The 25,297-nt window shown below is 65.2% G+C and carries 18 protein-coding genes and 1 pseudogene; 7 read left to right on the forward strand and 12 right to left on the reverse strand.

The window, feature by feature from the left end:
• Nucleotides 1-15 precede the first annotated feature (15 nt).
• Entirely contained in the window at nt 16-891 is an 876-nt protein-coding gene (locus tag OKW26_RS32340) for a tyrosine-protein phosphatase (RefSeq protein WP_429356245.1), read from the reverse strand.
• A gap of 353 nt (nt 892-1,244) precedes the next feature.
• Here OKW26_RS32340 and OKW26_RS32345 point away from each other — a divergent pair, with 353 nt between their 5' ends.
• Together OKW26_RS32345 and OKW26_RS32350 are read left to right on the forward strand one after the other, a co-directional pair.
• On the forward strand, nt 1,245-2,504 hold the full coding sequence (locus OKW26_RS32345) for an MFS transporter (protein ID WP_429356246.1): 1,260 nt from the start codon (nt 1,245-1,247) through the stop codon (nt 2,502-2,504).
• 27 nt (nt 2,505-2,531) lie between these two features.
• Nucleotides 2,532-3,797, forward strand: coding sequence for a D-amino acid dehydrogenase (locus OKW26_RS32350; RefSeq protein ID WP_429356247.1), 1,266 nt, complete (start codon nt 2,532-2,534; stop codon nt 3,795-3,797).
• 197 nt (nt 3,798-3,994) lie between these two features.
• Here OKW26_RS32350 and OKW26_RS32355 read toward each other — a convergent pair whose 3' ends face one another.
• The 3 genes from OKW26_RS32355 to OKW26_RS32365 all read right to left on the reverse strand — a co-directional run bounded on the left by OKW26_RS32355 (nt 3,995) and on the right by OKW26_RS32365 (nt 11,333).
• The gene (locus OKW26_RS32355) at nt 3,995-5,464 is read right to left on the reverse strand and encodes a glutamate synthase subunit beta (RefSeq protein ID WP_090802122.1); all 1,470 of its coding nucleotides are present in this window, start codon (nt 5,462-5,464) and stop codon (nt 3,995-3,997) included.
• A gap of 105 nt (nt 5,465-5,569) precedes the next feature.
• Nucleotides 5,570-10,273, reverse strand: coding sequence for a glutamate synthase-related protein (locus OKW26_RS32360; protein WP_429356248.1), 4,704 nt, complete (start codon nt 10,271-10,273; stop codon nt 5,570-5,572).
• 352 nt (nt 10,274-10,625) lie between these two features.
• A complete protein-coding gene (locus tag OKW26_RS32365; RefSeq protein ID WP_013090727.1) occupies nt 10,626-11,333 on the reverse strand; it encodes a transposase in 708 nt (235 codons plus the stop codon).
• A gap of 187 nt (nt 11,334-11,520) precedes the next feature.
• Here OKW26_RS32365 and OKW26_RS32370 point away from each other — a divergent pair, with 187 nt between their 5' ends.
• Both OKW26_RS32370 and OKW26_RS32375 read left to right on the forward strand, forming a co-directional pair.
• Nucleotides 11,521-12,246: an OmpW/AlkL family protein gene (locus OKW26_RS32370; RefSeq protein WP_429356249.1), complete on the forward strand. Its 726-nt coding sequence runs from the start codon at nt 11,521-11,523 to the stop codon at nt 12,244-12,246.
• A gap of 367 nt (nt 12,247-12,613) precedes the next feature.
• Complete coding sequence (locus OKW26_RS32375) at nt 12,614-12,994, forward strand: DUF883 family protein (RefSeq protein WP_090802126.1); 381 nt, start codon at nt 12,614-12,616, stop codon at nt 12,992-12,994.
• 103 nt (nt 12,995-13,097) lie between these two features.
• Here OKW26_RS32375 and OKW26_RS32380 read toward each other — a convergent pair whose 3' ends face one another.
• The 7 genes and pseudogenes from OKW26_RS32380 to pilM form a co-directional block, all read right to left on the reverse strand.
• The gene (locus tag OKW26_RS32380; RefSeq protein WP_429357147.1) at nt 13,098-14,300 is read right to left on the reverse strand and encodes a deoxyguanosinetriphosphate triphosphohydrolase; all 1,203 of its coding nucleotides are present in this window, start codon (nt 14,298-14,300) and stop codon (nt 13,098-13,100) included.
• Nucleotides 14,301-14,444: 144 nt separating this feature from the next.
• Complete coding sequence (gene aroB / locus OKW26_RS32385; RefSeq protein WP_429356250.1) at nt 14,445-15,521, reverse strand: 3-dehydroquinate synthase; 1,077 nt, start codon at nt 15,519-15,521, stop codon at nt 14,445-14,447.
• An 8-nt stretch (nt 15,522-15,529) separates the two neighbouring features.
• Nucleotides 15,530-16,081, reverse strand: a complete 552-nt coding sequence (locus tag OKW26_RS32390) for a shikimate kinase (protein WP_090802131.1) — start codon at nt 16,079-16,081, stop codon at nt 15,530-15,532.
• Nucleotides 16,082-16,195: 114 nt separating this feature from the next.
• The gene (gene pilQ, locus OKW26_RS32395) at nt 16,196-17,914 is read right to left on the reverse strand and encodes a type IV pilus secretin PilQ (protein ID WP_429356251.1); all 1,719 of its coding nucleotides are present in this window, start codon (nt 17,912-17,914) and stop codon (nt 16,196-16,198) included.
• The gene (locus OKW26_RS32400) at nt 17,911-18,849 is read right to left on the reverse strand and encodes a hypothetical protein (protein WP_429356252.1); all 939 of its coding nucleotides are present in this window, start codon (nt 18,847-18,849) and stop codon (nt 17,911-17,913) included. The genes pilQ and OKW26_RS32400 overlap by 4 nt, the downstream gene beginning before the upstream one ends.
• Nucleotides 18,846-19,532, reverse strand: a complete 687-nt coding sequence (locus OKW26_RS32405; RefSeq protein WP_429356253.1) for a fimbrial assembly protein — start codon at nt 19,530-19,532, stop codon at nt 18,846-18,848. The genes OKW26_RS32400 and OKW26_RS32405 overlap by 4 nt, the downstream gene beginning before the upstream one ends.
• Nucleotides 19,529-20,519 (reverse strand): annotated as a pseudogene (gene pilM / locus OKW26_RS32410) (pilus assembly protein PilM). The gene OKW26_RS32405 and the pseudogene pilM overlap by 4 nt, the downstream one beginning before the upstream one ends.
• A gap of 270 nt (nt 20,520-20,789) precedes the next feature.
• Here pilM and OKW26_RS32415 point away from each other — a divergent pair.
• Nucleotides 20,790-23,186 carry a penicillin-binding protein 1A gene (locus tag OKW26_RS32415; protein WP_429356254.1) on the forward strand — a complete coding sequence of 799 codons (2,397 nt, stop codon included), beginning with the start codon at nt 20,790-20,792 and terminating at the stop codon, nt 23,184-23,186.
• A gap of 95 nt (nt 23,187-23,281) precedes the next feature.
• Here OKW26_RS32415 and cyaY read toward each other — a convergent pair whose 3' ends face one another.
• Complete coding sequence (gene cyaY / locus OKW26_RS32420) at nt 23,282-23,602, reverse strand: iron donor protein CyaY (RefSeq protein ID WP_090802140.1); 321 nt, start codon at nt 23,600-23,602, stop codon at nt 23,282-23,284.
• A gap of 35 nt (nt 23,603-23,637) precedes the next feature.
• On the opposite strand from cyaY, the gene lptM reads away from it, so the two are divergent.
• Both lptM and lysA read left to right on the forward strand, forming a co-directional pair.
• Entirely contained in the window at nt 23,638-23,982 is a 345-nt protein-coding gene (gene lptM, locus OKW26_RS32425; RefSeq protein WP_184035642.1) for an LPS translocon maturation chaperone LptM, read from the forward strand.
• 9 nt (nt 23,983-23,991) lie between these two features.
• Nucleotides 23,992-25,254, forward strand: a complete 1,263-nt coding sequence (gene lysA / locus OKW26_RS32430; protein ID WP_429356255.1) for a diaminopimelate decarboxylase — start codon at nt 23,992-23,994, stop codon at nt 25,252-25,254.
• Nucleotides 25,255-25,297: the final 43 nt, after the last annotated feature.

Consider the following 25,297-nt stretch of genomic DNA (forward strand, 5'->3'; position numbering starts at 1 on the left):
CGCCAGCGAAGCGCGTCAATGCACGAGCCGATTGCGCAGCGCGTCGACCGTCGCCGTGGAAAGACCGAGGCCTTGCGTCAGGTAGCTCGCCATCGTGCCGTAGCTCGCCTGCACCTGGTCGAAGCCCGCCTGCAGATAATTCTCGTCGACGTCGAGCAACGGCGCTCTCGCCGTCGCGATGGCCGCGCCTTCCTGCGCGCGCAGCGTGGTGGTTTGCGCGGCGATCGATGGCGCGAGATAGACGTTGCTGAGCAGGTAGTCCTGCATGATCACGTCGAGCGGAACGTTGGCGATGCTGAGCAGCAGCGCCGCGACCCAGCCCGCGCGATCCTTGCCCGCGTTCGAGTGGAATAGCTGCGCGCCCGTGCCGTCGGCGAGCGCGCCGAGCAACGCGCCATAGGCGGCTCGCTGCGGGCCGCCCGTCACATACGCGCGCGCCTGCGCCTGCATGAACGCGACGGCGTCGACGGGAGAATCGACCGGGGGCGCGACGAAGTCGTTCGTGCCGAGCACGTTCAGCGTCGAGGATGTCGCGCCGCTCGGCAGCACGTCGGCGGCGCGTGCGATTTCGGCGGGCGTGCGCAGGTCGTAGACCGACACGATACCGAGCTTGTCGAGCGTCGCCGTGTCGGTGCCGCTCAGCGTCAGCGCGTTCGCGCGATAGAACACGCCGCGCCGCATCTGTTTGCCGTCGACGGTCAGGTAGCCGGCACCCGCGCCGCCGACATCGCGGAAGTTGCTGACCGACACGAGCCGCGGCGTAGCCGGCTGATCGGCTTCGAGACTACCGCCGCAGGCGGACAGCAGCGTGCTGCCGAAACCCGCGGCCAGCATCGCACCGGCCGAGCCCCTCAGAAAGCGTCGCCGCGCCGCCGACGCTTCGCCGGGCATGCCGCGCTCCACGGGCACGGTCGTGCTCGCAAAGGCGCGGAAAGGCGAACGGTTTTTCGCGGTAACGGACATCGGGGCGACAGGTGTATAGGAGGATTGCGTGGGGCAGCCGGGGCTGCAGACGCAGTTTAACGTTGACCAATAAGTTTTGCGTTACATCGTAGGGGTTAGTAAGAAAAAAGAGGGACGGTTGGCCCACCGATTTCCGTTCCCTTGCGGTGCCTTATCGGCCGTTACCTCGCGCACGCCCTTTTTGACCCCAACTGGCCTCACGACGCCGCATCCCCGTAGAATACTGACACCCTCCCATCCGGCCCCCGCAGGCACAAGAAACCTGGAGACCACAACAAAACATGTCTTCTCTCCAATGGTTCACCGAGCTGACCCCGCGCGAGCGTCGCACGCTATTCGCCGGTTTCGGCGGATACGCGGTCGACGCGTTCGACTTCATGATCTACTCGTTCCTCATCCCGACGCTGATCGCGACGTGGGGCATGAGCAAAAGCGAAGCAGGCATGATCGCCACCAGCTCGCTGATTTCGTCGGCGATCGGCGGCTGGCTCGCCGGCATTCTTGCCGATCGCCACGGCCGCATCCGTGTATTGCAATGGACGATCGCCACCTTCGCGATTTTCACGTTCCTGTCTGGCTTCACGCAGTCGTTCTGGCAGTTGCTCGCCACGCGTACGCTGCAGGGCATCGGCTTCGGCGGTGAGTGGTCGGTCGTGACGATCATGATGGCCGAGACGATCCGCTCGCCACAGCATCGCGCAAAGGCGGTCGGCACCGTGCAGAGCAGCTGGTCGTTCGGCTGGGCGGCCGCGGCGATCGTCTACTGGGCGGCTTTCGCGCTGCTGCCCGAGCAGTACGCGTGGCGCGCGTGTTTCTGGGTTGGCCTGCTGCCCGCCGCATGGATCATCTATATCCGCCGCAACGTCAGCGACCCCGAGATCTTTGTCGCGACGCGTCGCGCGCGCGAAAGCGGCATCAACACGTCGCACTTCATGCAGATCTTCTCGGCCGCGCATCTGAAGACAACTGTGCTCGGCAGCGCGCTGTGCACCGGCATGCTCGGCGGTTACTACGCGATCACGACGTGGCTGCCCACCTATCTGAAGACGGAGCGCCATCTGTCGGTGTTCAATACGAGCGGCTATCTGATCGTGCTGATCGTCGGTTCGTTCGCCGGCTATATCGTCGGCGCGATTCTGTGCGACAGGATCGGCCGGCGCGCGTCGTTCGTGCTGTTCGCGGTCGGCTCGTTCGTGCTCGGCATGGTCTACACGATGCTGCCGATCACCGACACGATGATGCTCGCGCTCGGCTTCCCGCTCGGCATCGTCGTGCAGGGGATTTTCGCGGGCATCGGCGCGTATCTGTCGGAGCTGTATCCGAACGAAATCCGCGGCTCGGGGCAAGGCTTCTGCTACAACCTCGGGCGCGGGCTCGGCTCGTTCTTTCCGATACTCGTCGGTACCTTCGCGCAGACGATGACACTCGTGAAGGCGATGGGCATCGTCGCGGGCGCGGGGTATCTGCTCGTGATCGTCGCCGCGTTGTGCCTGCCGGAAACGAAGGGCAAGGTGCTAGGGGCGGCCGGCTCCGCCGCTTGAGATCGTCTGACACCGCAGTTCCCAATCATGAAAACGATCGTACTCGGCGGCGGCGTCATCGGCGTCGCCACTGCTTTTTATCTGTGCCAGCAAGGCTGCGACGTGACGGTGATCGAGCGCGAACCCGACGTCGCCCTGTCCACGAGTTTCGGCAACGCCGGCGTGATCGCGCCGGGCTACGTGACGCCATGGGCCGCGCCCGGCATGCCGGCGAAAATCCTCAAGTACCTGTTCAAGCCGGCCTCGCCGCTGATCTTCCGGCCGACGCTCGATCCGGCCCAATGGCGCTGGATCGCGCGCTGGCTGCGCGAGTGCGACCTCGACCGCTTTCGCGTGAACAAGCAGCGTATGCAGCGCATCGCGTACTACAGCCGCGCTTGCCTGCACGAATTCCGCGGCCGTCATCCGTTCGACTACGGCCGCAGCCAGGGCTATCTGCAACTGTTTCGCAGCGAGTACGACGTCGAACTCGCGCAGCCGGCGCTCGCGGTGCTGCGCGATGGGGGCATCGTGCATCGGGAAGTCAGCGCCGCGCAGTGCGCGGAGATCGAGCCCGGTCTGCGCTGGGCGCGTCAAGCGCCGTTCTCGGGCCTCTATCTGCCCGACGACGAAGCCGGCGACTGCGCGCGCTTCACCCGCGAACTGCGCGCGATCTGTGAACGCAATGGCGTGAGCTTTCGCTTCGACACGCGCGTCACGTCGCTCGATGTCGAGGGAGCGACGGTGCGCGGCGTGCGTATTCGAAGCGAGCGGGGCGCGCAGACGCTGCAGGCCGACGCGGTGGTCGTCGCGCTCGGCGTCGATAGCGCGGCGCTGCTCGCGCCGCTCGGCGTGAAGGTGCCGCTCTATCCGGTGAAGGGCTATTCGGCCACGCTGCCTGTGACCGACGAGGAAAAAGCGCCACGGGCGGCACTGATGGACGAATCGCTGAAGACGGCGATCACGCGCTTCGGCAACAACCTGCGCATCGCGGGTACGGCGGAGCTCGGCAATCGCCAGACGACGTTGCGCGAGCAGGCGCTGCAAACGCTGCTCACGGTGCTGCGCGACTGGTTTCCGCACGCGGCCAATCCGACTTCCGCGCACTTCTGGGTCGGCCACCGGCCGATGACGCCCGATGGCGCGCCGCTGCTCGGCCCGTGCAACATCGACAACTTATGGCTGAACCTCGGGCACGGCTCGACGGGCTGGGCGATGTCGATGGGCTCGGCGCGCGTGGTCGCGGATCTGATCGCACAGCGCAAACCGGAGATCGATCTCGACGGTCTGACGCTCGCGCGCTATCGCCAATGAGGCGGACATAACGCACCGCGACGAGATAAAAGAAAACCGGGCTCCCCCATTCAGGCGAGCCCGGTTTCTTTTTTACTGCATTGCTTTCCCGCTACAGGTGCCCTTCATGGGGCGCCTTGCCGTCTCCACGTCTTCCTGCAAATCGTCGCCGGCGCGCGCGGCCTGGAACGCCAGGCACGCACACCGGCTGAAGACGCTTAACGCGGCAGTTCCGAATGCCCCATCAGGAACGCATCGACCGAACGTGCGCACTGACGGCCTTCGCGAATCGCCCACACCACGAGCGACTGGCCGCGGCGCATGTCGCCTGCCGTGAACACCTTGTTCACCGACGTGTAGTACGCCTTGTCGCCCTCGGTCGTGGCGCGCACGTTGCCGCGCGCATCCTTGTCGACGCCGAACGCTTCGAGCACCGGCGACACCGGCTGCGTGAAGCCCATCGCGAGCAGCACGAGGTCAGCCTTCATTTCGAATTCGGAGTTCGGCACTTCGACCATCTTGCCGTCCTTCCATTCGACGCGCGCGGCGATCAGCTTCTCGACCTTGCCGTTCTTGCCTTCGAGACGCTTGGTCGCGACCGCCCAGTCGCGCTCGCAGCCTTCCTCATGCGACGACGACGTGCGCAGCTTGATCGGCCAGTACGGCCATACGAGCGGCTTGTTCTCTTCTTCCGGCGGCTGCGGCAGCAGTTCGAACTGCGTGACGCTCTTCGCGCCATGACGGTTCGACGTGCCCACGCAGTCGGAACCGGTATCGCCGCCGCCGATCACGACGACGTGCTTGCCCTTCGCGACGAGCTGGTTCGGCACTTTGTCGCCGGCGTTGACCTTGTTCTGCTGCGGCAGGAATTCCATCGCGTAGTACACGCCTTCGAGCTCGCGGCCCGGCACCGGCAGATCGCGCGGCATTTCGGAACCACCGGCGATCACGACCGCGTCGAACTGTTCGTTCAGCTCGGCCGGCGTGATGGTTTCCTTCGCCGTGTTGCCGATGTGCGCCGGCAGCGAGTCCGGCTTGCCGATGAACACGTTGGTGCGGAACGTCACGCCTTCGCCTTCCATCTGGCGCATGCGGCGGTCGATCTGCCACTTCTCCAGTTTGAAGTCGGGGATGCCATAACGCAGCAGGCCGCCGATCCGGTCGTTCTTCTCGAACACGGTCACGTCATGACCGGCGCGCGCGAGCTGCTGCGCGGCCGCGAGACCCGCGGGGCCCGAGCCGACCACGGCGACCTTCTTGCCGGTCTTGTGCTTCGGCGTTTGCGGCGCGACCCAGCCTTCGGTCCAGGCTTTGTCGATGATCGCGTGCTCGATCGACTTGATGCCGACCGGGTCGTCGTTGATGCCGAGCGTGCACGCCGCTTCGCACGGTGCCGGGCAGATACGGCCCGTGAACTCGGGGAAGTTGTTGGTCGAATGCAGCACTTCGATCGCGTTCTTCCAGTCCTGACGGAACACCAGGTCGTTGAAGTCCGGGATGATATTGTTGACCGGGCAGCCGCTGTTGCAGAACGGAATGCCGCAGTCCATGCAACGCGCGCCTTGAATCTTCGCTTCGTCGTCGGTCAGTGCCGCGACGAATTCCTTGTAGTGCTTCACACGCGTGAGCGGAGCCTCGTACGTCTCGTGGCGACGTTCGAACTCGAGAAAACCGGTTGCCTTGCCCATGTGGTTCTCTTCTCTATCTGTATCTAGGGGGTAATCTGGACCCGCCACGCGTCGATTGGTCGGAACGCGGCGGGTACGTCTAAAGTTGACTTCCGTGAAGGCAGCTCAGGCGGCGAGCACTTCGCTGTTCGCCTTCTTTGCGGCGAGTTCGCCGAGCGCGCGCTTGTATTCGGTCGGGAACACCTTCACGAACTGACGGCGTGCCGCGTCCCAGTTTTCGAGCAGCGCCTTCGCGCGCGGCGAGCCCGTGAACTGGAAGTGACGCTCGATGAGCCCCTTGAGCAGCGCTTCGTCGGTCGTGCCGCGATGCCACACGCCCTGATCGACCGTGCGCTCCTGTTCGGCCTGTTGCAGAACCGGTTCGAGCGCGACCATCGACTTGTTGCACTTGCTCGCGAACATGCCGTCCGGATCGAACACGTACGCGATGCCGCCCGACATGCCGGCCGCGAAGTTACGGCCCGTCTCTCCGAGCACGACGACCGTGCCGCCCGTCATGTATTCGCAACCGTGGTCGCCCGTGCCTTCGACGACCGCTGTCGCGCCCGAGTTACGCACGCAGAATCGCTCGCCGGCCACGCCGCGGAAGAAGGCTTCGCCTTCGATCGCGCCGTACATCACCGTGTTGCCGCAGATGATGTTCTCTTCCGACTTGCCGCGGAAATCGTTGGTCGGACGGATGATGATGCGGCCGCCCGACAGGCCCTTGCCCACGTAGTCGTTGCCGTCGCCGACCAGATCCAGCGTGATGCCCTTCGCGAGGAACGCGCCGAAGCTCTGACCCGCGGTGCCCTTCAACTGGATGTGGATCGCGTCGTCCGCGAGTCCTTCGTGGCCGTACTTCTTCGCGATCGTGCCCGACAGCATCGCGCCGACCGTGCGGTTCACGTTGCGCACCGGCTGGATGAACGACACGTGCTCGCCTTTCTCGATCGCGGCCTTCGCCTTCTCGATCAGCGTGTGGTCGAGCGCGCGGTCGAGGCCGTGATCCTGCACGTCGACGTGCTTGCGCGCGACTTCAGCCGGCACTTGCGGCTGGTAGAACACACGCGAGAAGTCGAGGCCCTTCGCCTTCCAGTGCTCGATACCCTTCTTCGTGTCGAGCAGTTCCGCGCGACCGATCAGGTCGTCGAACTTGCGGATACCGAGTTGCGCCATGATTTCGCGCGCCTCTTCCGCAATGAAGAAGAAGAAGTTCACGACGTGTTCCGGCTGGCCCTGGAACTTCGCACGCAGCACCGGATCTTGCGTCGCGACGCCGACCGGGCACGTGTTCAGATGGCACTTGCGCATCATGATGCAGCCTTCGACGACGAGCGGCGCCGTCGCGAAGCCGAACTCGTCAGCGCCGAGCAGCGCGCCGATCACGACGTCGCGGCCGGTCTTCATCTGACCGTCGGCCTGCACGCGGATACGGCCGCGCAGCCGGTTCAGCACCAGCGTCTGCTGCGTTTCGGCGAGACCCAGTTCCCACGGCGTGCCCGCATGCTTGATCGACGACAGCGGCGATGCACCCGTGCCGCCGTCATGACCGGCGATCACGACGTGGTCGGCCTTCGCCTTCGCGACACCCGCGGCAACCGTACCGACGCCCGACTCCGACACGAGCTTCACCGAGATGCTCGACGACGCGTTCACGTTCTTCAGATCGTGAATCAGCTGCGCCAGATCTTCGATCGAGTAGATGTCGTGGTGCGGCGGCGGCGAAATCAGGCCGACGCCCGGCACCGAGTAACGCAGCTTGCCGATGTAGTCCGACACCTTGTGACCCGGCAGCTGACCGCCTTCGCCCGGCTTCGCGCCCTGCGCCATCTTGATCTGGATCTGGTCGGCCGACACGAGGTACTCCGCCGTCACGCCGAAGCGGCCCGACGCGACCTGCTTGATGCGCGAGCGCAGCGAATCGCCTTCCTTCAACGCAATGTCGACGACCACTTCGTCGCCGATCACGGACTTCATCGTGTCGCCGTTCTTGATCGGAATGCCGCGCAGTTCGTTGCGGTAACGGTTTGCGTCTTCACCGCCTTCACCGGTGTTCGACTTTCCGCCGATGCGGTTCATCGCGACGGCGAGCGTGGCGTGCGCTTCGGTGCTGATCGAGCCCATCGACATTGCGCCGGTCGCGAAACGCTTGACGATTTCCTTCGCCGGTTCGACTTCGTCGAGCGGGATCGCCCTGGTCGGATCGAACTTGAACTCGAACAGGCCGCGGAAGGTCATGTGGCGCTTGGTCTGATCGTTGATCAGATGCGCGTATTCCTTGTACGTCTGGTACGAGTTGCTGCGCGCCGAGTGCTGCAGCTTGGCGATCGCATCCGGCGTCCACATGTGTTCTTCGCCGCGCACGCGGTACGCGTACTCGCCGCCCGCGTCGAGCATGTTCGCGAGGACGGGGTTGTCGCCGAATGCTTCGCGATGCAAACGGATCGCTTCTTCCGCGACGTCGAACAGACCAATGCCGCCGACTTTCGACGACGTGCCGTGGAAGTACTTCGACACCAGATCCGCGGCCAGACCGACCGCTTCGAAAATCTGCGCGCCGGTGTACGACATGTAGGTCGAAATACCCATCTTCGACATGACCTTCTGCAGGCCCTTGCCGACTGCCTTCGTGAAGTTGTAGACCGCCTTCTCCGCCGACAGGTCGCCCTTCAGGCCGGCCGCGAGCTGGCTCAGCGTTTCCATCGCGAGGTACGGGTGCACGGCTTCCGCGCCATAGCCCGCGAGCAGCGCGAAGTGGTGCGTTTCACGCGCCGAACCGGTTTCGACGACGAGACCCGTGCTCGTGCGCAGACCCTGCTGCACGAGGTGCGTGTGGATCGCGGCCGTAGCGAGCAGCGCCGGAATCGCGACGTTGTCGCGGTCGGTCTTGCGGTCCGACACGATCAGCATGTTGTAGCCGGACTTGACCGCATCGACGGCTTCCGCGCACAGCGACGCAAGGCGTGCCTCGATGCCTTCCTTGCCCCAGGCGACCGGATAGCAGATGTTCAGTTCGTACGAGCTGAACTTGCCGCCCGTGTACTGATCGATCGCGCGGATCTTCGCGATGTCCTTGAAGTCGAGCACCGGCTGCGATACTTCGAGACGCATCGGCGGGTTGATGTTGTTCGTGTCGAGCAGGTTCGGCTTCGGGCCGATGAACGACACGAGCGACATCACCATGTTTTCACGGATCGGATCGATCGGCGGGTTCGTGACCTGCGCGAACAGCTGCTTGAAGTAGTGATAGAGCGTCTTGTTCTTGTTGGACATGACCGCGAGCGGCGAGTCGTTGCCCATCGAGCCGACGGCTTCCTCGCCCGCTTGCGCCATCGGCGCCATCAGGAACTTCAGGTCTTCCTGGGTGTAGCCGAACGCCTGCTGGCGATCCAGCAGCGCAGCAGCTTCGCGGCGTTCCGTCACGACGTCTTCGGCCTTCGCCTCGATCTCGTCGAGCTTGATGCGCACGGCGTCGATCCAGCTCTTGTACGGCTTGGCGTTCGCGAGGTTGTCCTTCAGTTCCTTGTCGTCGATGATGCGGCCGTGCTCCATGTCGATCAGGAACATCTTGCCCGGCTGCAGACGCCACTTCTTGACGATCTTCGACTCGGAAATAGGCAACGTGCCGGCTTCCGACGCCATGATGACGAGGTCGTCGTCGGTGACGATGTAGCGCGCCGGGCGCAGACCGTTACGGTCGAGCGTCGCGCCGATCTGGCGGCCGTCGGTGAACGCGATGGCGGCGGGGCCGTCCCACGGCTCCATCATGGCGGCGTGGTATTCGTAGAACGCGCGGCGATTTTCGTCCATCAGCGTGTGCTGTTCCCAGGCTTCCGGAATCATCATCATCATCGCGTGGACGAGCGGGTAGCCGGCCATCACCAGCAGTTCGAGACAGTTGTCGAACGATGCCGTATCCGATTGGCCCGGATAGATCAGCGGCCACAGCTTCGGCAGATCGTCGCCGAGTACGTGCGAGGCGATCGCGCCGGTACGCGCGTTCAGCCAGTTGACGTTGCCCTTCACCGTGTTGATTTCGCCGTTGTGGGCGATCATGCGGTACGGGTGAGCCAGTTCCCACGCCGGGAACGTGTTGGTCGAGAAGCGCTGGTGCACGAGTGCGAGCGCCGAGATGGTGCGGTCGTCCTGCAGGTCGCGGTAGTACACGCCGACCTGGCCCGCCAGCAGCAGACCCTTGTAGACGACCGTGCGCGCCGACATCGACGGCACGAAGTATTCCTTGCCGTGCTTGAGCTTCAGCGCCTGGATGCGATGGCTCGCGGTCTTGCGGATGATGTACAGCTTCCGCTCGAGCGCGTCGGTCACCATGATGTCCTTGCCGCGGCCGATAAAGATCTGGCGGATCAGCGGCTCGCTCGCCTTCACGGTCGGCGAGATCGGCATGGCGTGGTCGACCGGCACGTCGCGCCAGCCGAGCACGACCTGACCCTCGGCCTTCACCGTGCGCTCGAGCTCCTGTTCGCAGGCGATGCGCGACGCGTGCTCCTTCGGCAGGAAAATCATGCCGACGCCGTATTCGCCAGCCGGCGGCAGCGTCACGCCCTGCCGGGCCATCTCTTCGCGATAGAAGCCGTCCGGAATCTGGATCAGGATGCCCGCGCCGTCGCCCATCAGCGGATCGGCGCCGACGGCGCCCCGGTGATCGAGGTTCTCGAGAATCTTCAGGCCCTGCTGGATGATTTCGTGACTCTTGTGTCCCTTGATATGGGCGACGAAGCCGACGCCGCAGGCATCATGCTCGTTTTGCGGGTCGTACAGACCTTGGGCGGCGGGAACCGGGTGAATCGGTTGCTGATGATCGTTCATGGGGACACCGTCTGTGAGGAGGCCGGACAGGCCGTTAAACCATTGTGCTTTTGCCGCAGTGCGCTTCGGGACCACGACGGCGCTCTTCTCGCAGCAAGACTGCGCGGGACGAAAAGCGTCGGAAATCGGAATATACGCGACGAATCAAGGAAATAGCAAATAAAACCTAATGATCAGCCCCCGATTATCAAATTGGTGCAGTGCGGTTATTTTTTATTGGTGCCACATCAATTTGGGGCAAAAGAAAACGGCATCCGACGTGCCGTCTTCATGCAGTCCCTTGATGCAAAACACTTTAATCGGATTTAAAGCGGCTCTATCGGCGCCGCCGGGGTATCGCCCTGCCGCCGCCTCACTGCGTATGCGGCGTCTCGCGCACCTTGCGTGGCCGGCCACGCGGTAGGGGTGACACACGTCGGTTGGCGGCGCGCGCCGCCCATTCGCGGTACGTGTCGCTGCCGAGCACCCAGCCCTTCAACGTGGCTTGCTGAAGCTGACTTGCCTCGCGCTCGTCGAGCGGCTGCTCGCACAGTTCGCGATAAGCACGCTGTCGCTCGAACGGCGTATTGCCGAGCGACCAGTAAAGGGGGTGATCCGTGATCAGACTGTCGAGGGTGAGGCCGATGTGATGACGGTAGCTCGACCAGCGATAATCCTCGGCCGCGTTGACCAGCTGCAAGCGCACCGGACACATTTCCACGACCCGGCTCGCAAGCAGGAAGTAGCGCTCACCCTCGATCACGGTGGCCCGGTAACGGCCTTCCCACAAGGTGCCGCGACGCGCATAGCGCCGGTTGAAGTGCGCGACATAGCGCCGCCCGACGGCCTGCATCGCCTTGGGCAGGCTCGACTCCTCGGTGGGCGTGACAAGCAGTTGCACGGCGCCCGGCATCAAGGCGTAAGCGTGGATGGAAAGGTGATGGTCCCGGGAGGCCGCCTTCAGACAGTCGATGAAAAGCTCGTAGTCCTGGTCGTCGACGAAGGCGGGCTGCTGGTCGAGCCCGCGGAGGATGACGTGCTGCGGCTGGTCGGGGACATAAAGACGTGCAAGCCGTGCCATGCTGGAGTGTCCAATAGTCGCGTTGGTATATACCCGAAGGTCCGAAGAGCCGCATGGGCGCAAGGTTCGGCGCCATGCGGCCAAGCCAGAAACCACGCGGTGCTTAGGGAGAAAACTCTAACCGCCGCGTATGGTTTGTTTCAAACGTTGTAGTCATAATGAGCGGGCCTTTTTTGGAGGAGCACATATGAAATTAAAACAGGCCGTAACGGGGATGGCAGTGCTAGCCTGCATGAGCACGGCAGCGCACGCACAATCGGCCGGCACCATTTACTTCTCGACGGGCTGGTTCCATCTGGCGCCCCAATCGAGCAGCGACCCACTGACCGTGACCAGCATTGGCGGTAGCCCAACCAACATCACCGAAGCCAACACCGGCGCCTCGCTGAGTTCGGCCGATACCATCGGTTTCACCGCCGGCTACTTCGTCACCGACCATATCGCAACCGAATTCGTCATTGGCGTCCCCCCTACTTTCGATCTGTACGGCACGGGCAGCTTCGCGCAGTTCGGCAAGCTCGGGCAGGCCAAACAGTGGAGCCCGACGCTGCTGTTCAAGTACTACTTCAACGCGCCGACCGCTTCGTTCCGCCCGTATCTCGGTCTCGGTGTGAGCCGCATCTGGTTCACCGACGAACACATTTCCAACAGCGCATTCGAAGCCAACGTTCTGCATGGTCCGACCAGTGTGTCGACGGATAGTTCGTGGGAACCCGTGTTTAATGCGGGCTTCACGTACGCCTTCAATCAGCATTGGTTCGCCGGCGTGTCGATCTCGTACCTGCCGCTCAGCACGACCGCAAAGCTCAGTTCGGCATCGGCCACGCCGGTCGGCACGCTGACCGTGCAATCGCAAACCAAGATCAAGCTGAACCCGATCGTCACTTACGTCAACGTCGGTTACCGTTTCTAACGCTTCGCTAAAGCAGGTAGCTTGAATTAGGGTAGTCGAATTTTCGCGACCTGGGGAACGCCGTCATCGAACCGATCACGGCGTTTGCATTTGGCGTCTCTGTTGCATCGGGATGGCAGCGTCATCCGGCATCAGCGTTTGTAAATTTGACGCGAATTCGGCGCGTCCATGTGCAAAATCCGGCGACGATACGGGCACGCCCCATCCTGTCGCGAGCCGCACGCGTGCAGCGGTGCCGGCAATGCAGCGCTTGGCATCGAAGTTGCGTTTAGATGGCGTTTCCTATGCGACGACGTGATACTGCGTCTACGCATAGCGTGTCCGCGCGACGATGCGCGGGGCCTTTCAACTCATCGACGGAGCGACCATGACAGCACTTCCAAATACGCGAGACGCCCTCGGCGAATCCTGGACCAGCGCGAGTCGCCGCGCGCGGCGCATCGCTCGCCACAGCCGCCACGCGGCCGAAGATATCGCGGTCGAGTTGCGCACCCTGCTGTCGGAACTCGAATCGACCTTGGCCGACGGCACGCAGGCCGACGCCGTGGCCCTGCGCGGCAGGCTGCGCAAACAGTTGGACGCCGCGCGCGAGCGGCTGAACGACACGCGCGACGCGATGCGCGATCGGGCGGGCGTCGCGATCTCGGACGCCGATCACTACGTGCATGAAAATCCGTGGCAGACGATTGCGATCGTCGGCGGGCTTGCGCTGGTGCTGGGGGCGCTGTTCGCGTCCCGTTCGCGATGACACTGGCTTGCCCGGTTTGACGGTGCTGGCAAGGGGGCGCGACGGCCGCTTCGATGCGGCAACGCTGAACGTTACACCCCTTGCCGCGCCCAGCCGCCAGCGGCTAGTTATCGTCGATCACGAACAGCCGCCGATACTCCTTCAGCGCGTAACGATCGGTCATCCCCGCGATGTAATGCGCGATCAAACGCGGCTGACGCGTCGCATCGGCCGACTGATAGTCCGGCGGCAGCAGCCGCGGGTCGTCGGTGAACGCGTCGAACAGGCCGACCACGACGCGGCGTGCCTTGTTGGCCATGCGCATCACGCGATAGTGACGGTACATGTTTCTGAACAGGAAGCGCTTGAGCGCCGCGGCCTGCGCGGCGATCGCATCACTGTGCGCGACGAGCGGGGGCGCCGCGCGCACGTCGTCGAGTGACGCCGGCGCGTAGCGCGCGAGACTGGCCCGCGTCGTTTCGATCAGATCGACGATCAGCGTATTGATCACGCGCCGCACCGTCTCGTGAATCAGCCGACGCCCCTCGATCTGCGGATAGTCGCCGCGCGCCGCCTCGCAGTGCGTCTGCCAGAGTTCCACTTCGGCGAGCTGCTCGAGCGACAGCAGACCGGAGCGCAGACCGTCGTCGACGTCGTGATTGTTGTACGCGATTTCGTCGGCGACGTTGGCGATCTGCGCTTCGAGCGACGGTTGCCGCCCTTCGAGAAAGCGCTCGCCCAATGTCCCGAGCCGGCGCGCGTTGTCGCGTGAGCAATGCTTGAGAATGCCCTCGCGCGTCTCGAAGCACAGGTTCAACCCGTTGAACGCTCCGTAGTGCTCTTCAAGTTCGTCGACGACCGTGAGGCTCTGCAGGTTGTGCTCGAAGCCGCCATGCTCGCGCATGCATTCGTTCAACGCATCCTGGCCGGCATGGCCGAACGGCGTATGGCCGAGATCGTGCGCGAGCGAAATCGCTTCGACGAGATCTTCATTGACGCGCAGATTGCGCGCAACCGAGCGCGCGATCTGTGCAACTTCGAGGCTATGGGTGAGGCGCGTGCGAAACAGGTCGCCCTCGTGGTTGACGAATACCTGAGTCTTGTATTCGAGCCGCCGGAATGCGGTCGAGTGGACGATGCGGTCGCGGTCGCGCTGAAACTCGGTACGCGCGCTCGGCGCGGTTTCCGCATAGCGACGCCCACGCGACTGGCTCGAATGCGCCGCGTACGGCGCGAGATGCGCTTCGAGCGCCTGCTGGGTCGGCGCGGGGGCGGCGGGTGTGGCAACCGCGGCAGCGGCATCCGCGGTGCTGACCGTGGCGGCGATGACGCCGTTCCCGGCGCCTGCGCGCGCGCTCGTCGTGTCATGCTGGATATCGTCGCTGCGCCTGTCAGTCACCGGGTCCTCCGAAACATGGGCGGCGCCTCGTGACGCGGGTGCGTGAAGCGTGGCTGCAGGGCCGTGTTGAATCTAGACGGCGGCGGCCAGCGTCGCATGCACGTCGGCGTCGGGCGCGCGGGTGATCAGTGTCTCACCGAAACGCTTCAGCAGAATGAACTTGATCGCGCCGGCTTCCGCCTTCTTGTCGATCTGCATCAGCTCGATGTAACGATCCGCGCCGAGCGCGGGAGCACGAGTGGGCAGATGCGCGGCAAGCACGACGTCGACGAGCCGCTTGCGCGACGCTTCATCGAGATGGCCGAGCCTCACCGACAGATCCGCCGCCATCACCATTCCGCAACCGACCGCCTCGCCGTGCAGCCACTCGCCATAGCCGAGTCCGGCTTCGATCGCGTGGCCGAACGTGTGACCGAAGTTGAGGATCGCGCGCAGACCACCTTCGCGCTCGTCCTGCGCCACCACCGACGCCTTGATCTCGCACGAGCGTTTGACTGCTTCAGTCAACGCCTGCGGTTCGCAGCGGTTCAAAGCCTCGATATTGGCCTCGATCCAGGTGAAGAATCCGGCGTCGGCGATTGCGCCGGTCTTGATGACCTCGGCGATGCCCGCCGCAAGTTCGCGTTCGGGCAACGTACGCAATGCGCCGATGTCAGCGATCACCGCCCGAGGCTGGTAGAACGCGCCGATCATATTCTTGCCCAGCGGATGATTGATGCCGGTCTTGCCGCCGACCGACGAATCCACCTGCGACAGCAACGTGGTCGGCACCTGGATGAACGGCACGCCGCGCATGTAGCAGGCGGCGGCAAACCCGGTCATGTCGCCGACCACACCGCCACCGAGCGCGATCAGCGTGGTCTTGCGGTCGGCGCGCGAGCCGAGCAGCGCGTCGAAGATCAGGTTCAGCGTCTGCAGATTCTTGTGTGCTTCGCCGTCCGGCAAAACCACCGTGGACACCTGCTTGTTCAGCGGCGCAAGCGCTGCGCGCAGCTTGTCGCCGTAGAGCGGATCGACGGTGCTATTGGTGACGATCGTGACCGAGTTGCCGGCGATATGCGGCGCGAACAGCGCGGTCTGGCCGATCAGGCCGGCACCGATATGGATGGGGTAGGCGCGCTCGCCCAGTTCGACGTTGACGGTAATCATACGGTCCATTATGAAGCAGGATGTTTGGCGACGCCGGCCATCTCGAGCTGCATCAGAACCATGTTGACGAGTCCGTTGACCGAGGGCCGGCCGGTTTCGATCACGAAGTGCGCGCATTCGCGGTACAGCGGGTCGCGCACTTCATAGAGCGCTTCGAGGCGCGCCTTGGGGTCTTCCGTTTGCAGCAGCGGGCGATTCTTGTCGCGCCGCGTGCGCAGCCACAGGTCATGCGGATTGGCGCGCAGATAGATCACGAGGCCACGGCTTTTCAACGCTTCGCGGTTTTCCGGCCGCAGGACTGCACCGCCGCCGGTCGCGAGCACGATATTGTCGCGCCCGGTCAGCTCGGAGATCACGCTCGCTTCGCGATCGCGAAAGCCCGCTTCGCCCTCGAGCTCGAAGATCACGGGAATGCGCGCGCCCGTGCGCGCCTCGATTTCGTGGTCGGAATCGAAGAACGGGCGCTCGAGACGGCGCGCAACCGCCCGACCCACAGTGGTTTTTCCTGCCCCCATGAGCCCTACGAAAAAAACATTGGCGTGTGCGTCCCGCGCTTGCAACGGTGTCCTCTGGCTAATCCGGTGTAGTTCGTGCCGCAGCTTACTGGCAAAGCGGCTGCCTTGTCGAGCCTGCGCGCCGCCGGCGGACGGCGGTGCATGCGTGCCCTATATGCCCTAATTTTCCCGCACCACGCGCGGTGTGATGAAAACCGCCAGTTCGCTACGCGTGTCGCGATGAGTCCGATGGCGGAACAATGCGCCCAGAACCGGTATTTTGCCGAGGAGGGGCACCCGCTCGACGTCGTCACGGTCGTCGGTCTCGTAAATTCCGCCGATCGACACCGTACCACCGTCCTCGACCTCGACGCGCGTTTGCACGTGCTTGGTGTTGATCGCGGGCCCGGCGTCGGTCTGCTCGCCGACGCTGTCCTTCGCGACGTCGAGATCGAGCACCACGCGGCCATCCGGCATGATCTGCGGCTCGACCTCCAGTTTGAGCGTCGCCCGGCGAAACTGCACGCCGGATACGCCCTGGCCGACCTTCGCCTGATACGGCAGCTCGGTGCCCTGCTCGACGATCGCCTTCATCCGGTCCGCGGTGACGACCCGTGGGCTCGACACGATTTTCCCATGCCCTTCGGACTCGAGCGCCGAGAGTTCGATATTCAGCAGCCGGGTCGCGTGAGCCGCGAACAGCGTGAGGCCGGCGGTCGCGGCATCGAATCCGGAGATCGGTCGGGCCGACAGATCGTACACGGAGCCGTCCGTCCCACCCGTCAGCCCTCTCGACGTACCGTCCGCACTGGTGCCGGCGAGCGACAGCCGCACCCCGAGATTGCGCGAAAAGCCTTGGTCGCCTTCGACGATCTGAGCCTCGATCAGCACCTGGCGAGTCGGCCGGTCGACGGAAGCGATCAGCGCCGCGATCTGCTCGAGCCGCCCCGCGAGATCGGTGACGAACAGCAGGTTGGTGCGCGGATCAGCGGTGACGGCGCCACGTTTGGACAGCACGCGCTGCGTGCCGGAACCGGTCAGCAGGCGACGCACGTCCTCGGCGTGCGCGTAGTGCAGTTCGAAGGTGCGGCTCGCGAGCGGCTCGAGGTCCGCGGCGCGCGCGTGGGCTTCGAAGCGCTGACGTTCGCGCGCGGCGAGCTCGGCGGCAGGCGCGACCCAGATTACGTTGCCGTGGCGCTCCATCGCCAGATTGTTGACGTCGAGCAAGGTGTCGAACGCGGTGCGCCACGGCACCTTGTCGAGACGTATCGACACGGCGCCGCGCACTTTGTCGCTGGCGACGATGTTCAGGCCGGTGAACTCGGCGAACGCTTTCAGGACCGCGCCAAGTTGCGCACGCTGAAAGTTCAGCGAGATCGGCTCGTTGCCCGCGGGAAGGCCCGAGTCCGCACTCGCCGATGCGTCGGCGAGGCGCGGCCGCGGCGGCAGCGGGACCGGCGGGCCTTCGAGACCAGGCGTGCCGGCACTGTCGTCGCGAGCCGGGGTGGCGGGTTGTCTTGGCGAAGGCGGCGGCATTGGGCCGTTGGCGACGTCGTCCGGGGAAGCGTCGGGCGCTATCGCGGAACGCGCGGCCGGCTGGAGCGTGTCCGGCTCCTGGGCCGCGCCTGGCGTGGAAACGTCGCCGAACGGATTGGCCGCCTGGCCGATGCCGCCGCTCGGCAGCGGCGCCGTCTCGTAGGCGGTGTTGGCCGATACGGCCGGGTCGTCGAGCGCCGCGTAAGTCGGCAACGGCGGCAGCAGCAGTGGCGTCGCTGCCTGTGCGACGCCGGCACCCAGCGTCGCGGCGACGTAGAGCCCGAAACACCGTCCGCAGACGACGCGGACCTCCCGTCCGACACCCAGCGTCGCGACGCTCCATCGTTTGAGCGGGCGCATCATGACGCCTCCGTCAGCGTCAGCGTCAGCGTGCGCGTCGCGCCGCCGTTCGCGAGCGTAATGCCAAGCGCGTCGAGCTGTGTGACCCGCTCGACGCCCAGTCGTTGCCCGGCCGCGACCGTCGTCGTGCCGTCTGGCGTGTCGAGCAGCGCGAGCCCGCGGGTACGATCGCGCAGCAAACCGACAAGGCGCAACTCAGAAGCATCGCCCAGCTCGCCGCTCGCGGAGATCTGCGACTTCGCAAACGGATCGAAGAACACGAGGCCTTCGTCGTCATCGTCGGCAGCCTCGTCGGCGTCAGGGCTCGCCTCGGCGCTCGCAGCCGGGGTGTCGGGCACCGGTCGCAGCGCGGCGTACACCTGCAGCGTCGCGGCCACCGCGAGCCCTTTGCCGTCCTGCTTGACGGTCACGTCGACGGGAACGATCAGCACCGGCAGTTGCGCGAGCCCGTGGAAAAACGCCATCAGGTGAACGAAGTCGGTGCGCGCGGTGAGCTGCAGCACGCGCATCCGCTCGACGCCCTCGCCGCTCGCCGCGCCCGGTTCCACCGCAAGCAGCGCGACGCCGCTTTGCGTGGCCAGCTCGGAGACGATGCGCACGTCGTCGGCGGAGTTCCACGACACGGCGCTCGACGCCGTGGCCGGCATCGCCGCGGCTGCACGGCGCAGCGACGGCAGCTGTGCGAGCGTGTGCCGCGCGTGTGCGAGACGCTGCGTGCTGACCGCGAGCGCCGCGCGGCTCGCTTCCAGTCCGGCGAGATCAGCCGCGTTCCAGCCGTACGCGCCGACGCCGAACACGAGCGCGGCAAGCGTCGCCGCGACGAGCCAGCGACGGCGCCGGCTCCACGCCTCGAGCGGCATACGCGCCTGCTTGACCCAGCGCGAAAAACCCGCGGATCCATGCGCCGCACCACCCGCCTCGAAAAAGGTCGTGCTCATCGCGCACCTCCCGTTGCTGCGGCCTTCAGGGCGCGCGTCGCTTTGTGCGGCGGATCGCCCCAGCGCAGGCGCGCATCGAACTCCACGGGTCCGCCTATCGCCTGTTCCGTCGACGCGCCGCCCTTCCCCGTCGGCCGATGCAGATCACGCATCTCCGCGCCCTGCACGCCGTGGATCGCGCCGAGCCGCTTGAGCCACTCAGCCGACGCGATATGGTCACTCGAAGTCGCCAGCAATTCAGTCTCGTACTCGCGCTGGCGCAGCTGCCGCAACACGACGCGATCGCCGGGTTCGAAGCTCAGCGCGTCGAGCAGATCGCGCAGATGTGCGAGCGGCCTCGCGAGACTCGCGGCGCGCGCCGCGGCTTCGCGCTCATCCTGTTCGGCCCGCGACAGCTTCGCGTGCTCCGCGAGCGGCACGGCGAGCGGAGTCAGCGCGTGCCCGGCCGCCGCGCGCCGCGCATCGAGCCGCGCTGCGGCGAAGCTCTGCCAACCGGCGACGAGCGACACACCCGCGGCACCGACACAGGCGGCTACAGCCCAGTCGCGCATACAGCGGCGCCGCGCGAGTCGCACGTTGCGTTGGCGATACGGCAGCAGATTGAAGCCGCCCAGCCACGGTACAGCGGCGCGCTGATCGGCACTCGCGGCGACGCCAGACGAAAACGACAGAACGGCCTTCATTCCAGCACCCCGCGCAACGCGAGCCCAAACGCGACCGCGCCAGCCGGCTCGTGCAGCAAGGCGTCGTCGAGCGGCCGCGCGTGGCTGCCGAGCAGCGCGCATTCGAACGGCAGCGCCGAGCAGCCGAGCACGTCGCCAATATCGGCGAGTGAAAAGCCGACGCCGTCGAGCAGATCGATTTCGCCGCCGATCAGCGCGCAGTCGAACTCCGGCCCGCGCATGAGATCGCGCAACGCGTCGGCGAGATCGGCATGCTCCGGCGCCGGGTAGCGCATCTCGCCGACGCTCGCGCCATCGACGACGCTCCAGCCGTACACGCCGTCCGTACCGACCCACACCGCCGCGTACGGCTCGTTCGGGTCGAGCTCGCGACTGGCCGCGTGGCGCAGCGCGCGCAATGCCGCGTGCGGTTCGCCATCGATCGCGGACAGCGAAATCCCTGCGGTCGCGGCGCATTCGATCCGCGCTTCGAGATGCTGACGCGCGGTCGCGGCGATCTTGACCGAGCGCACCGGCGACGGCGTCTCGTCGACGTACCAGTCGACCGCGAGCGCATGACGCTCGAGGCCGGCGATGCGCTCCGCCTCTCCCATCACCGCGGGCCGCAAGTCCGGCGAGCGCAACGCCGCCGTCCTCCCCCTCGCAGTCGCTCTGAGCGGCGAGCCGCGCGAGCGGCACTGTCGTCGTCAGCGTGGCCGACGAAGGCACGGCCATCGCGCAGCGCAGCGCGTGCGTCGCGCACACGCGCGGCAAACCGGCGAACGCATCGCGCAACGCCCGCGCGACGGCCTGCCGATCGACGATCTCGGCGCCCGCCATGGTGCCGGCCGCGAACGGCACCGTGCTCATATGTTCGAGATGCAGCGCGCCCCGGGCGCGTTGACTCACCACGACGAGACGCACGTTTTGCGAACCGACATCGATGCCGGCGGCGAAACGCTGCCGGCCCTCCCGCACCGCCTGAAGCCACGAATTTTTATAGGCCATACCGCCCTCCCTCTGACTCACGCGACGAACCATTCGAACGCGAGTAACGAGGGATCATTGTCGGCAGACGCACGTCCTAACGACATTCAGCCGAATGGCTAACGCGGATGCGAAGCCGCCCCGCGCGACATCAAAGCGACTACAGTTGGGACTACAGCGAAGTCACTCCCGCGCCGCCTGGCGTGTGCCGATTGCGCGTTATTCGTAAGCTCGTCGAAAGCAGAAAAACCCTGGCGGCTATAATCGCGGGACTGTTTTTCCGGTACTCCTATGCAAGCCACGTCTCCTGCGTCCCCACCGCCCGCGCCGAAAAAGCGCAAACGTCCGTTATGGCTGAAGCTGATCCTCGGCTTTGTCGGGTTGATCGTGGCGGGCATCGTATGCGTGGCGCTGGTGCTCGGCTATGCGCTCGTCGTCGCGACGCCGAACCTGCCGTCACTCGATGCATTGACCGACTATCAGCCCAAAGTGCCGCTGCGAATCTATACGGCCGACCACGTGCTGATCGGCGAATTCGGCGCGGAGCGGCGCGACATCGTGCACATCCAGGACGTGCCCGACAGCCTGAAGAAAGCGATCCTCGCGATCGAGGACGCGCGCTTCTATGAGCACGGTGGCGTCGACCTCACCGGCATCGCGCGAGCCGGCTTCGTCGCGCTGACCAACGGTCATGCGACGCAAGGCGCGAGCACGATCACGATGCAGGTCGCGCGCAACTTCTTTCTGTCCAGCGAGAAGACGTACACGCGCAAGATTTACGAGATGCTGCTCGCGTACAAGATCGAGTCGAAGCTGAGCAAGGATCAGATTCTCGAGGTGTACATGAATCAGATCTATCTCGGTCAGCGCGCGTACGGTTTCGCGAGTGCCGCGCGCGTGTACTTCGGCAAGGATCTGAAGGACCTGACGCTCGCCGAATCGGCGATGCTCGCCGGTCTGCCGAAGGCGCCCTCCGCGTATAACCCGGTCGTCAATCCGAAGCGTGCGAAGGTGCGCCAGGAGTACATCCTGCAGCGCATGTACGAATTGCACTACATCACTCAGGAACAGTACGACGAGGCGAGCCGGCAGCGGCTCGTCGTGAAGGGCATGGGCAAGGAGTACAGCGTGCACGCGGAATACGTCGCGGAAATGGTGCGGCAGATGATGTACGCGCAGTATCGCGAGGAAGCCTACACGCGCGGCCTGAACGTCGTGACCACGATCGACTCGGCCGATCAGGACGTCGCCTACCACGCGGTGCGCAAAGGCCTGATGGACTACGAGCGCCGTCACGGCTATCGCGGCCCGGAGGCGTTCATCGATCTGCCGGCCGACGCCGACGAGCGCGAGCAGGCCATCGACGACGCGCTGCTCGAACATCCCGACAATGGCGAAATCATCGCGGCCGTCGTCACGGCGGCGAGCCCGAAGCAGGTCCAGGCGGCGTTCATCGACGGCAATGTCGCGACCATTCAGGGCGACGGCCTGCGCTATGCGCAGTTCGCGCTCGGCCCTCGCGCGCAGCCGAATCAGCGCATCCGGCCCGGCGCGATCGTGCGGCTCGTGAAGAACGACGAGGGCGACTGGTCGATCACGCAATTGCCCCAGGTGGAAGGCGCGTTCATCTCGGTGGTGCCGCAGGACGGTGCGATCCGCTCGCTGGTCGGCGGCTTCGACTTCAACAAGAACAAGTTCAATCACGTGACGCAGGCGTGGCGTCAGCCGGGCTCCAGCTTCAAGCCGTTCATCTATTCGGCGTCGCTCGAAAAGGGCCTCGGGCCCGCCACGATCATCAACGACGCGCCGCTCTTCTTCAGCGCCGCCGAAACCGGCGGCCAGGCGTGGGAGCCGAAAAACTACGGCGGCGGCTTCGACGGTCCGATGACGATGCGCACCGCGCTGCAGAAATCGAAGAACCTCGTGTCGATCCGCATCCTGAACCAGATCGGGCCGAAGTACGCGCAGCAATACATCACGCGGTTTGGCTTCGACGCGGACCGCCATCCCGCCTATCTGCCGATGGCGCTTGGCGCGGGTCTCGTGACGCCGCTGCAAATGGCCGGTGCGTTCTCGGTGTTCGCCAACGGCGGCTACCGGATCAATCCGTATCTGATCGCGGAGGTCACCGATCAGCGCGGCATCGTCGTCGCGCACGCGCAGCCGCTCGTGGCCGGGCAAAGCGCGCCATTCGCGATCCAACCGCGCAACGCCTACGTGATGAACAGCCTGCTGCAAAGCGTCGCGCAGCACGGCACCGGGGCGAAGAGCAACGTGCTCAAGCGCACCGATCTCGCCGGCAAGACCGGCACGACCAACGATTCCCGCGACGCGTGGTTCGCCGGCTATCAGCACACGCTCACCGCGATCGCGTGGATCGGCTACGACAACCCGCGCAGCCTCGGCGACAAGGAAACCGGCGGCGGCCTGGCGCTGCCGGTGTGGATCGAGTACATGGGACGCGCGCTGAAGGGGGTGCCCGAGTACAAGATGCCACGCCCCGACGACGTCAGCGAAATCGGCTCGGAGCTTTATTTCGACGAGTTCACACCGGGCCACGGCTTCATCGCGACGGTCGGCGTCAGTCAGGCGACGCTCGATGCGGAGGCGAGCGCGGCAGCCGCCGCGCCGGAACAGGTCGGCGAACAGGAAAAGCAGGACATCATGAATCTGTTCCGCGGGCACTGAGGCTGCGTCGATGTCCCGCTAGAAAAGAAAAAAACCGCCGCGTTCGTTACGCGGCGGTTTTGTTTTGAGAGCGTCTCGCGCTTATTACACCGCGCTCATAGCGCGGCGATCCGCACCGGCTCGCCAGCCTGCTGCGTCGCATACTGCGACAGCGCCGCGAAAAACTCCGCGCCGCTGCGCGTGTCGCGCCATTCACCGTCGACGAAACGGAAGTGGAAACCGCCGGCCTTCGCCGCGATCCAGATCTCGCTCATCGGCGGCTGAAGGTTGACGATGATCTTCGTGCGGTTCTCGAATTCGAGCGTCAAAACGTTGCCGCTGCGCTCGAGCTCGATGTCGGCGTCGATGTCGTCGAGCGCGCTCTCGATGGCGGCCAGCACGGCTTCCGCACGGGTCAGGTAATCACTATCGGACATGCTAAACTCCATCGATTATTCATTCAGGGACAGTCATGCGAGTCGTAACTCGGATGCGCGCGGCAGCGCCCGGCCGCGCGATTGTAGCGGTTTTAGTCATTCTCGCAGGTTGTGCGCTTACCGGCTGCGGCCAACGCGGTGCACTCTATCTGCCGACCGTACCGCCGATGCCTGCCCCGCCGGCTCACCGCACGCAAACGCCATCGACCGATCGAAGCCAACCGGCTAGCGGCAGCGCGGCCGACACGGGTTCGATCCCGGACACCTCGGGCACGCCGCTCACGCTCGCCCCCGAAGACCAGCTCGCGGCGCCGCCCGCTTCGGCGGCATCGGCTCCCGCAGTGCCGCTGCCCGCCTCCGCCGTCCCTTCCGTTCAATAAGACTTTCGCATGACTCGATCCGCATTTGACTACGTCGACGGCGTATTGCACGCCGAAGGCGTGTCCGCCGTTTCCCTCGCCGAGCAGTTCGGCACGCCGCTCTACGTCTATTCACGCGCCGCGCTCACCGCTGCGTGGAACGCCTATGCGGGCGCCTGCGCGGGGCGTCGCGCGAGCGTGCACGTGGCCGTCAAGGCCAACAGCAATCTCGCGGTGCTGAATGTGTTCGCGCGCCTCGGCGCGGGCTTCGACATCGTGTCGGGCGGCGAGCTCGCGCGCGTGCTCGCGGCTGGCGGCAAAGCGGAAAACACCGTGTTTTCGGGCGTCGGCAAGCAGGCAAGCGAAATGCGCGACGCGCTCGCGGCGGGCGTCAAATGCTTCAACGTCGAATCGATTCCCGAACTCGACCGCCTCAACGCGGTGGCGGGCGAGATGGGCAAGAAAGCGCCGGTGTCGCTGCGCGTGAATCCCGATGTCGATGCGAAAACGCATCCGTACATTTCCACCGGACTCAAGACCAACAAGTTCGGCGTCGCGTTCGAAGATGCGCGTGCCACCTACCAGGCGGCCGCGGCGATGTCGAATCTCGAGGTGATCGGCATCGACTGCCATATTGGCTCGCAGATCACCGAAGTCGCGCCCTATCTCGACGCGATCGACAAGGTGCTGGAACTCGTCGAGCAGATCGAGCAGGACGGCGTGTCGATTCGCCATATCGACGTCGGCGGCGGTCTGGGCATCACCTACGACGACGAAACGCCGCCGGAAATCGGTGAGTTCGTGCGCACGGTGCTCGATCGCATCGAAGCGCGCGGCCACGGTCACCGCGAAGTCTATTTCGAGCCGGGCCGCTCGCTGGTCGGCAATGCGGGCGTGCTGCTCACACGTCTCGAGTTTCTGAAGCCGGGCGAGGACAAGAACTTCGCGATCGTCGACGCGGCGATGACCGATCTCGCGCGCCCCGCGATGTACGACGCCTATCACGCCATCGAGCCGGTCGTGAAGCGCGACGTCCCCGCGCATGTGTACGACGTGGTCGGTCCGGTCTGCGAAAGCGGCGACTGGCTCGGCCGCGAGCGGCTGCTCGCGGTCGAACCCGGCGATCTGCTCGCGATCCGCTCGGCCGGCGCGTACGGCTTCGTGATGAGCTCGAACTACAACACCCGTGCGCGCGCCGCCGAGGTGATGGTGGATGGTACACAGGCGCATGTGGTTCGCGCGCGCGAAGAGCTCAAGCAGCTGTTTGCGGATGAAACGATACTGCCGGCGTAAACGTCAGTCCCTGCGGCAGAGCGCGAAGGTCGAGCGCAGCAAC

This window comes from Paraburkholderia sp. 32 (assembly GCF_050435345.1).
GTDB lineage: Bacteria > Pseudomonadota > Gammaproteobacteria > Burkholderiales > Burkholderiaceae > Paraburkholderia > Paraburkholderia tuberum.

What these genes read in the sequence shown, in the direction of transcription:
- OKW26_RS32340 (WP_429356245.1), bottom strand. Translation starts at nt 891, where the DNA reads ATGCCCGGCGAAGCGTCGGCGGCGCGGCGACGCTTTCTGAGGGGCTCG.
- OKW26_RS32345 (WP_429356246.1), top strand. Translation starts at nt 1,245, where the DNA reads ATGTCTTCTCTCCAATGGTTCACCGAGCTGACCCCGCGCGAGCGTCGC.
- OKW26_RS32350 (WP_429356247.1), top strand. Translation starts at nt 2,532, where the DNA reads ATGAAAACGATCGTACTCGGCGGCGGCGTCATCGGCGTCGCCACTGCT.
- OKW26_RS32355 (WP_090802122.1), bottom strand. Translation starts at nt 5,464, where the DNA reads ATGGGCAAGGCAACCGGTTTTCTCGAGTTCGAACGTCGCCACGAGACG.
- OKW26_RS32360 (WP_429356248.1), bottom strand. Translation starts at nt 10,273, where the DNA reads ATGAACGATCATCAGCAACCGATTCACCCGGTTCCCGCCGCCCAAGGT.
- OKW26_RS32365 (WP_013090727.1), bottom strand. Translation starts at nt 11,333, where the DNA reads ATGGCACGGCTTGCACGTCTTTATGTCCCCGACCAGCCGCAGCACGTC.
- OKW26_RS32370 (WP_429356249.1), top strand. Translation starts at nt 11,521, where the DNA reads ATGAAATTAAAACAGGCCGTAACGGGGATGGCAGTGCTAGCCTGCATG.
- OKW26_RS32375 (WP_090802126.1), top strand. Translation starts at nt 12,614, where the DNA reads ATGACAGCACTTCCAAATACGCGAGACGCCCTCGGCGAATCCTGGACC.
- aroB (WP_429356250.1), bottom strand. Translation starts at nt 15,521, where the DNA reads ATGATTACCGTCAACGTCGAACTGGGCGAGCGCGCCTACCCCATCCAT.
- pilQ (WP_429356251.1), bottom strand. Translation starts at nt 17,914, where the DNA reads ATGATGCGCCCGCTCAAACGATGGAGCGTCGCGACGCTGGGTGTCGGA.
- OKW26_RS32400 (WP_429356252.1), bottom strand. Translation starts at nt 18,849, where the DNA reads ATGAGCACGACCTTTTTCGAGGCGGGTGGTGCGGCGCATGGATCCGCG.
- OKW26_RS32405 (WP_429356253.1), bottom strand. Translation starts at nt 19,532, where the DNA reads ATGAAGGCCGTTCTGTCGTTTTCGTCTGGCGTCGCCGCGAGTGCCGAT.
- OKW26_RS32415 (WP_429356254.1), top strand. Translation starts at nt 20,790, where the DNA reads ATGCAAGCCACGTCTCCTGCGTCCCCACCGCCCGCGCCGAAAAAGCGC.
- cyaY (WP_090802140.1), bottom strand. Translation starts at nt 23,602, where the DNA reads ATGTCCGATAGTGATTACCTGACCCGTGCGGAAGCCGTGCTGGCCGCC.
- lptM (WP_184035642.1), top strand. Translation starts at nt 23,638, where the DNA reads ATGCGAGTCGTAACTCGGATGCGCGCGGCAGCGCCCGGCCGCGCGATT.
- lysA (WP_429356255.1), top strand. Translation starts at nt 23,992, where the DNA reads ATGACTCGATCCGCATTTGACTACGTCGACGGCGTATTGCACGCCGAA.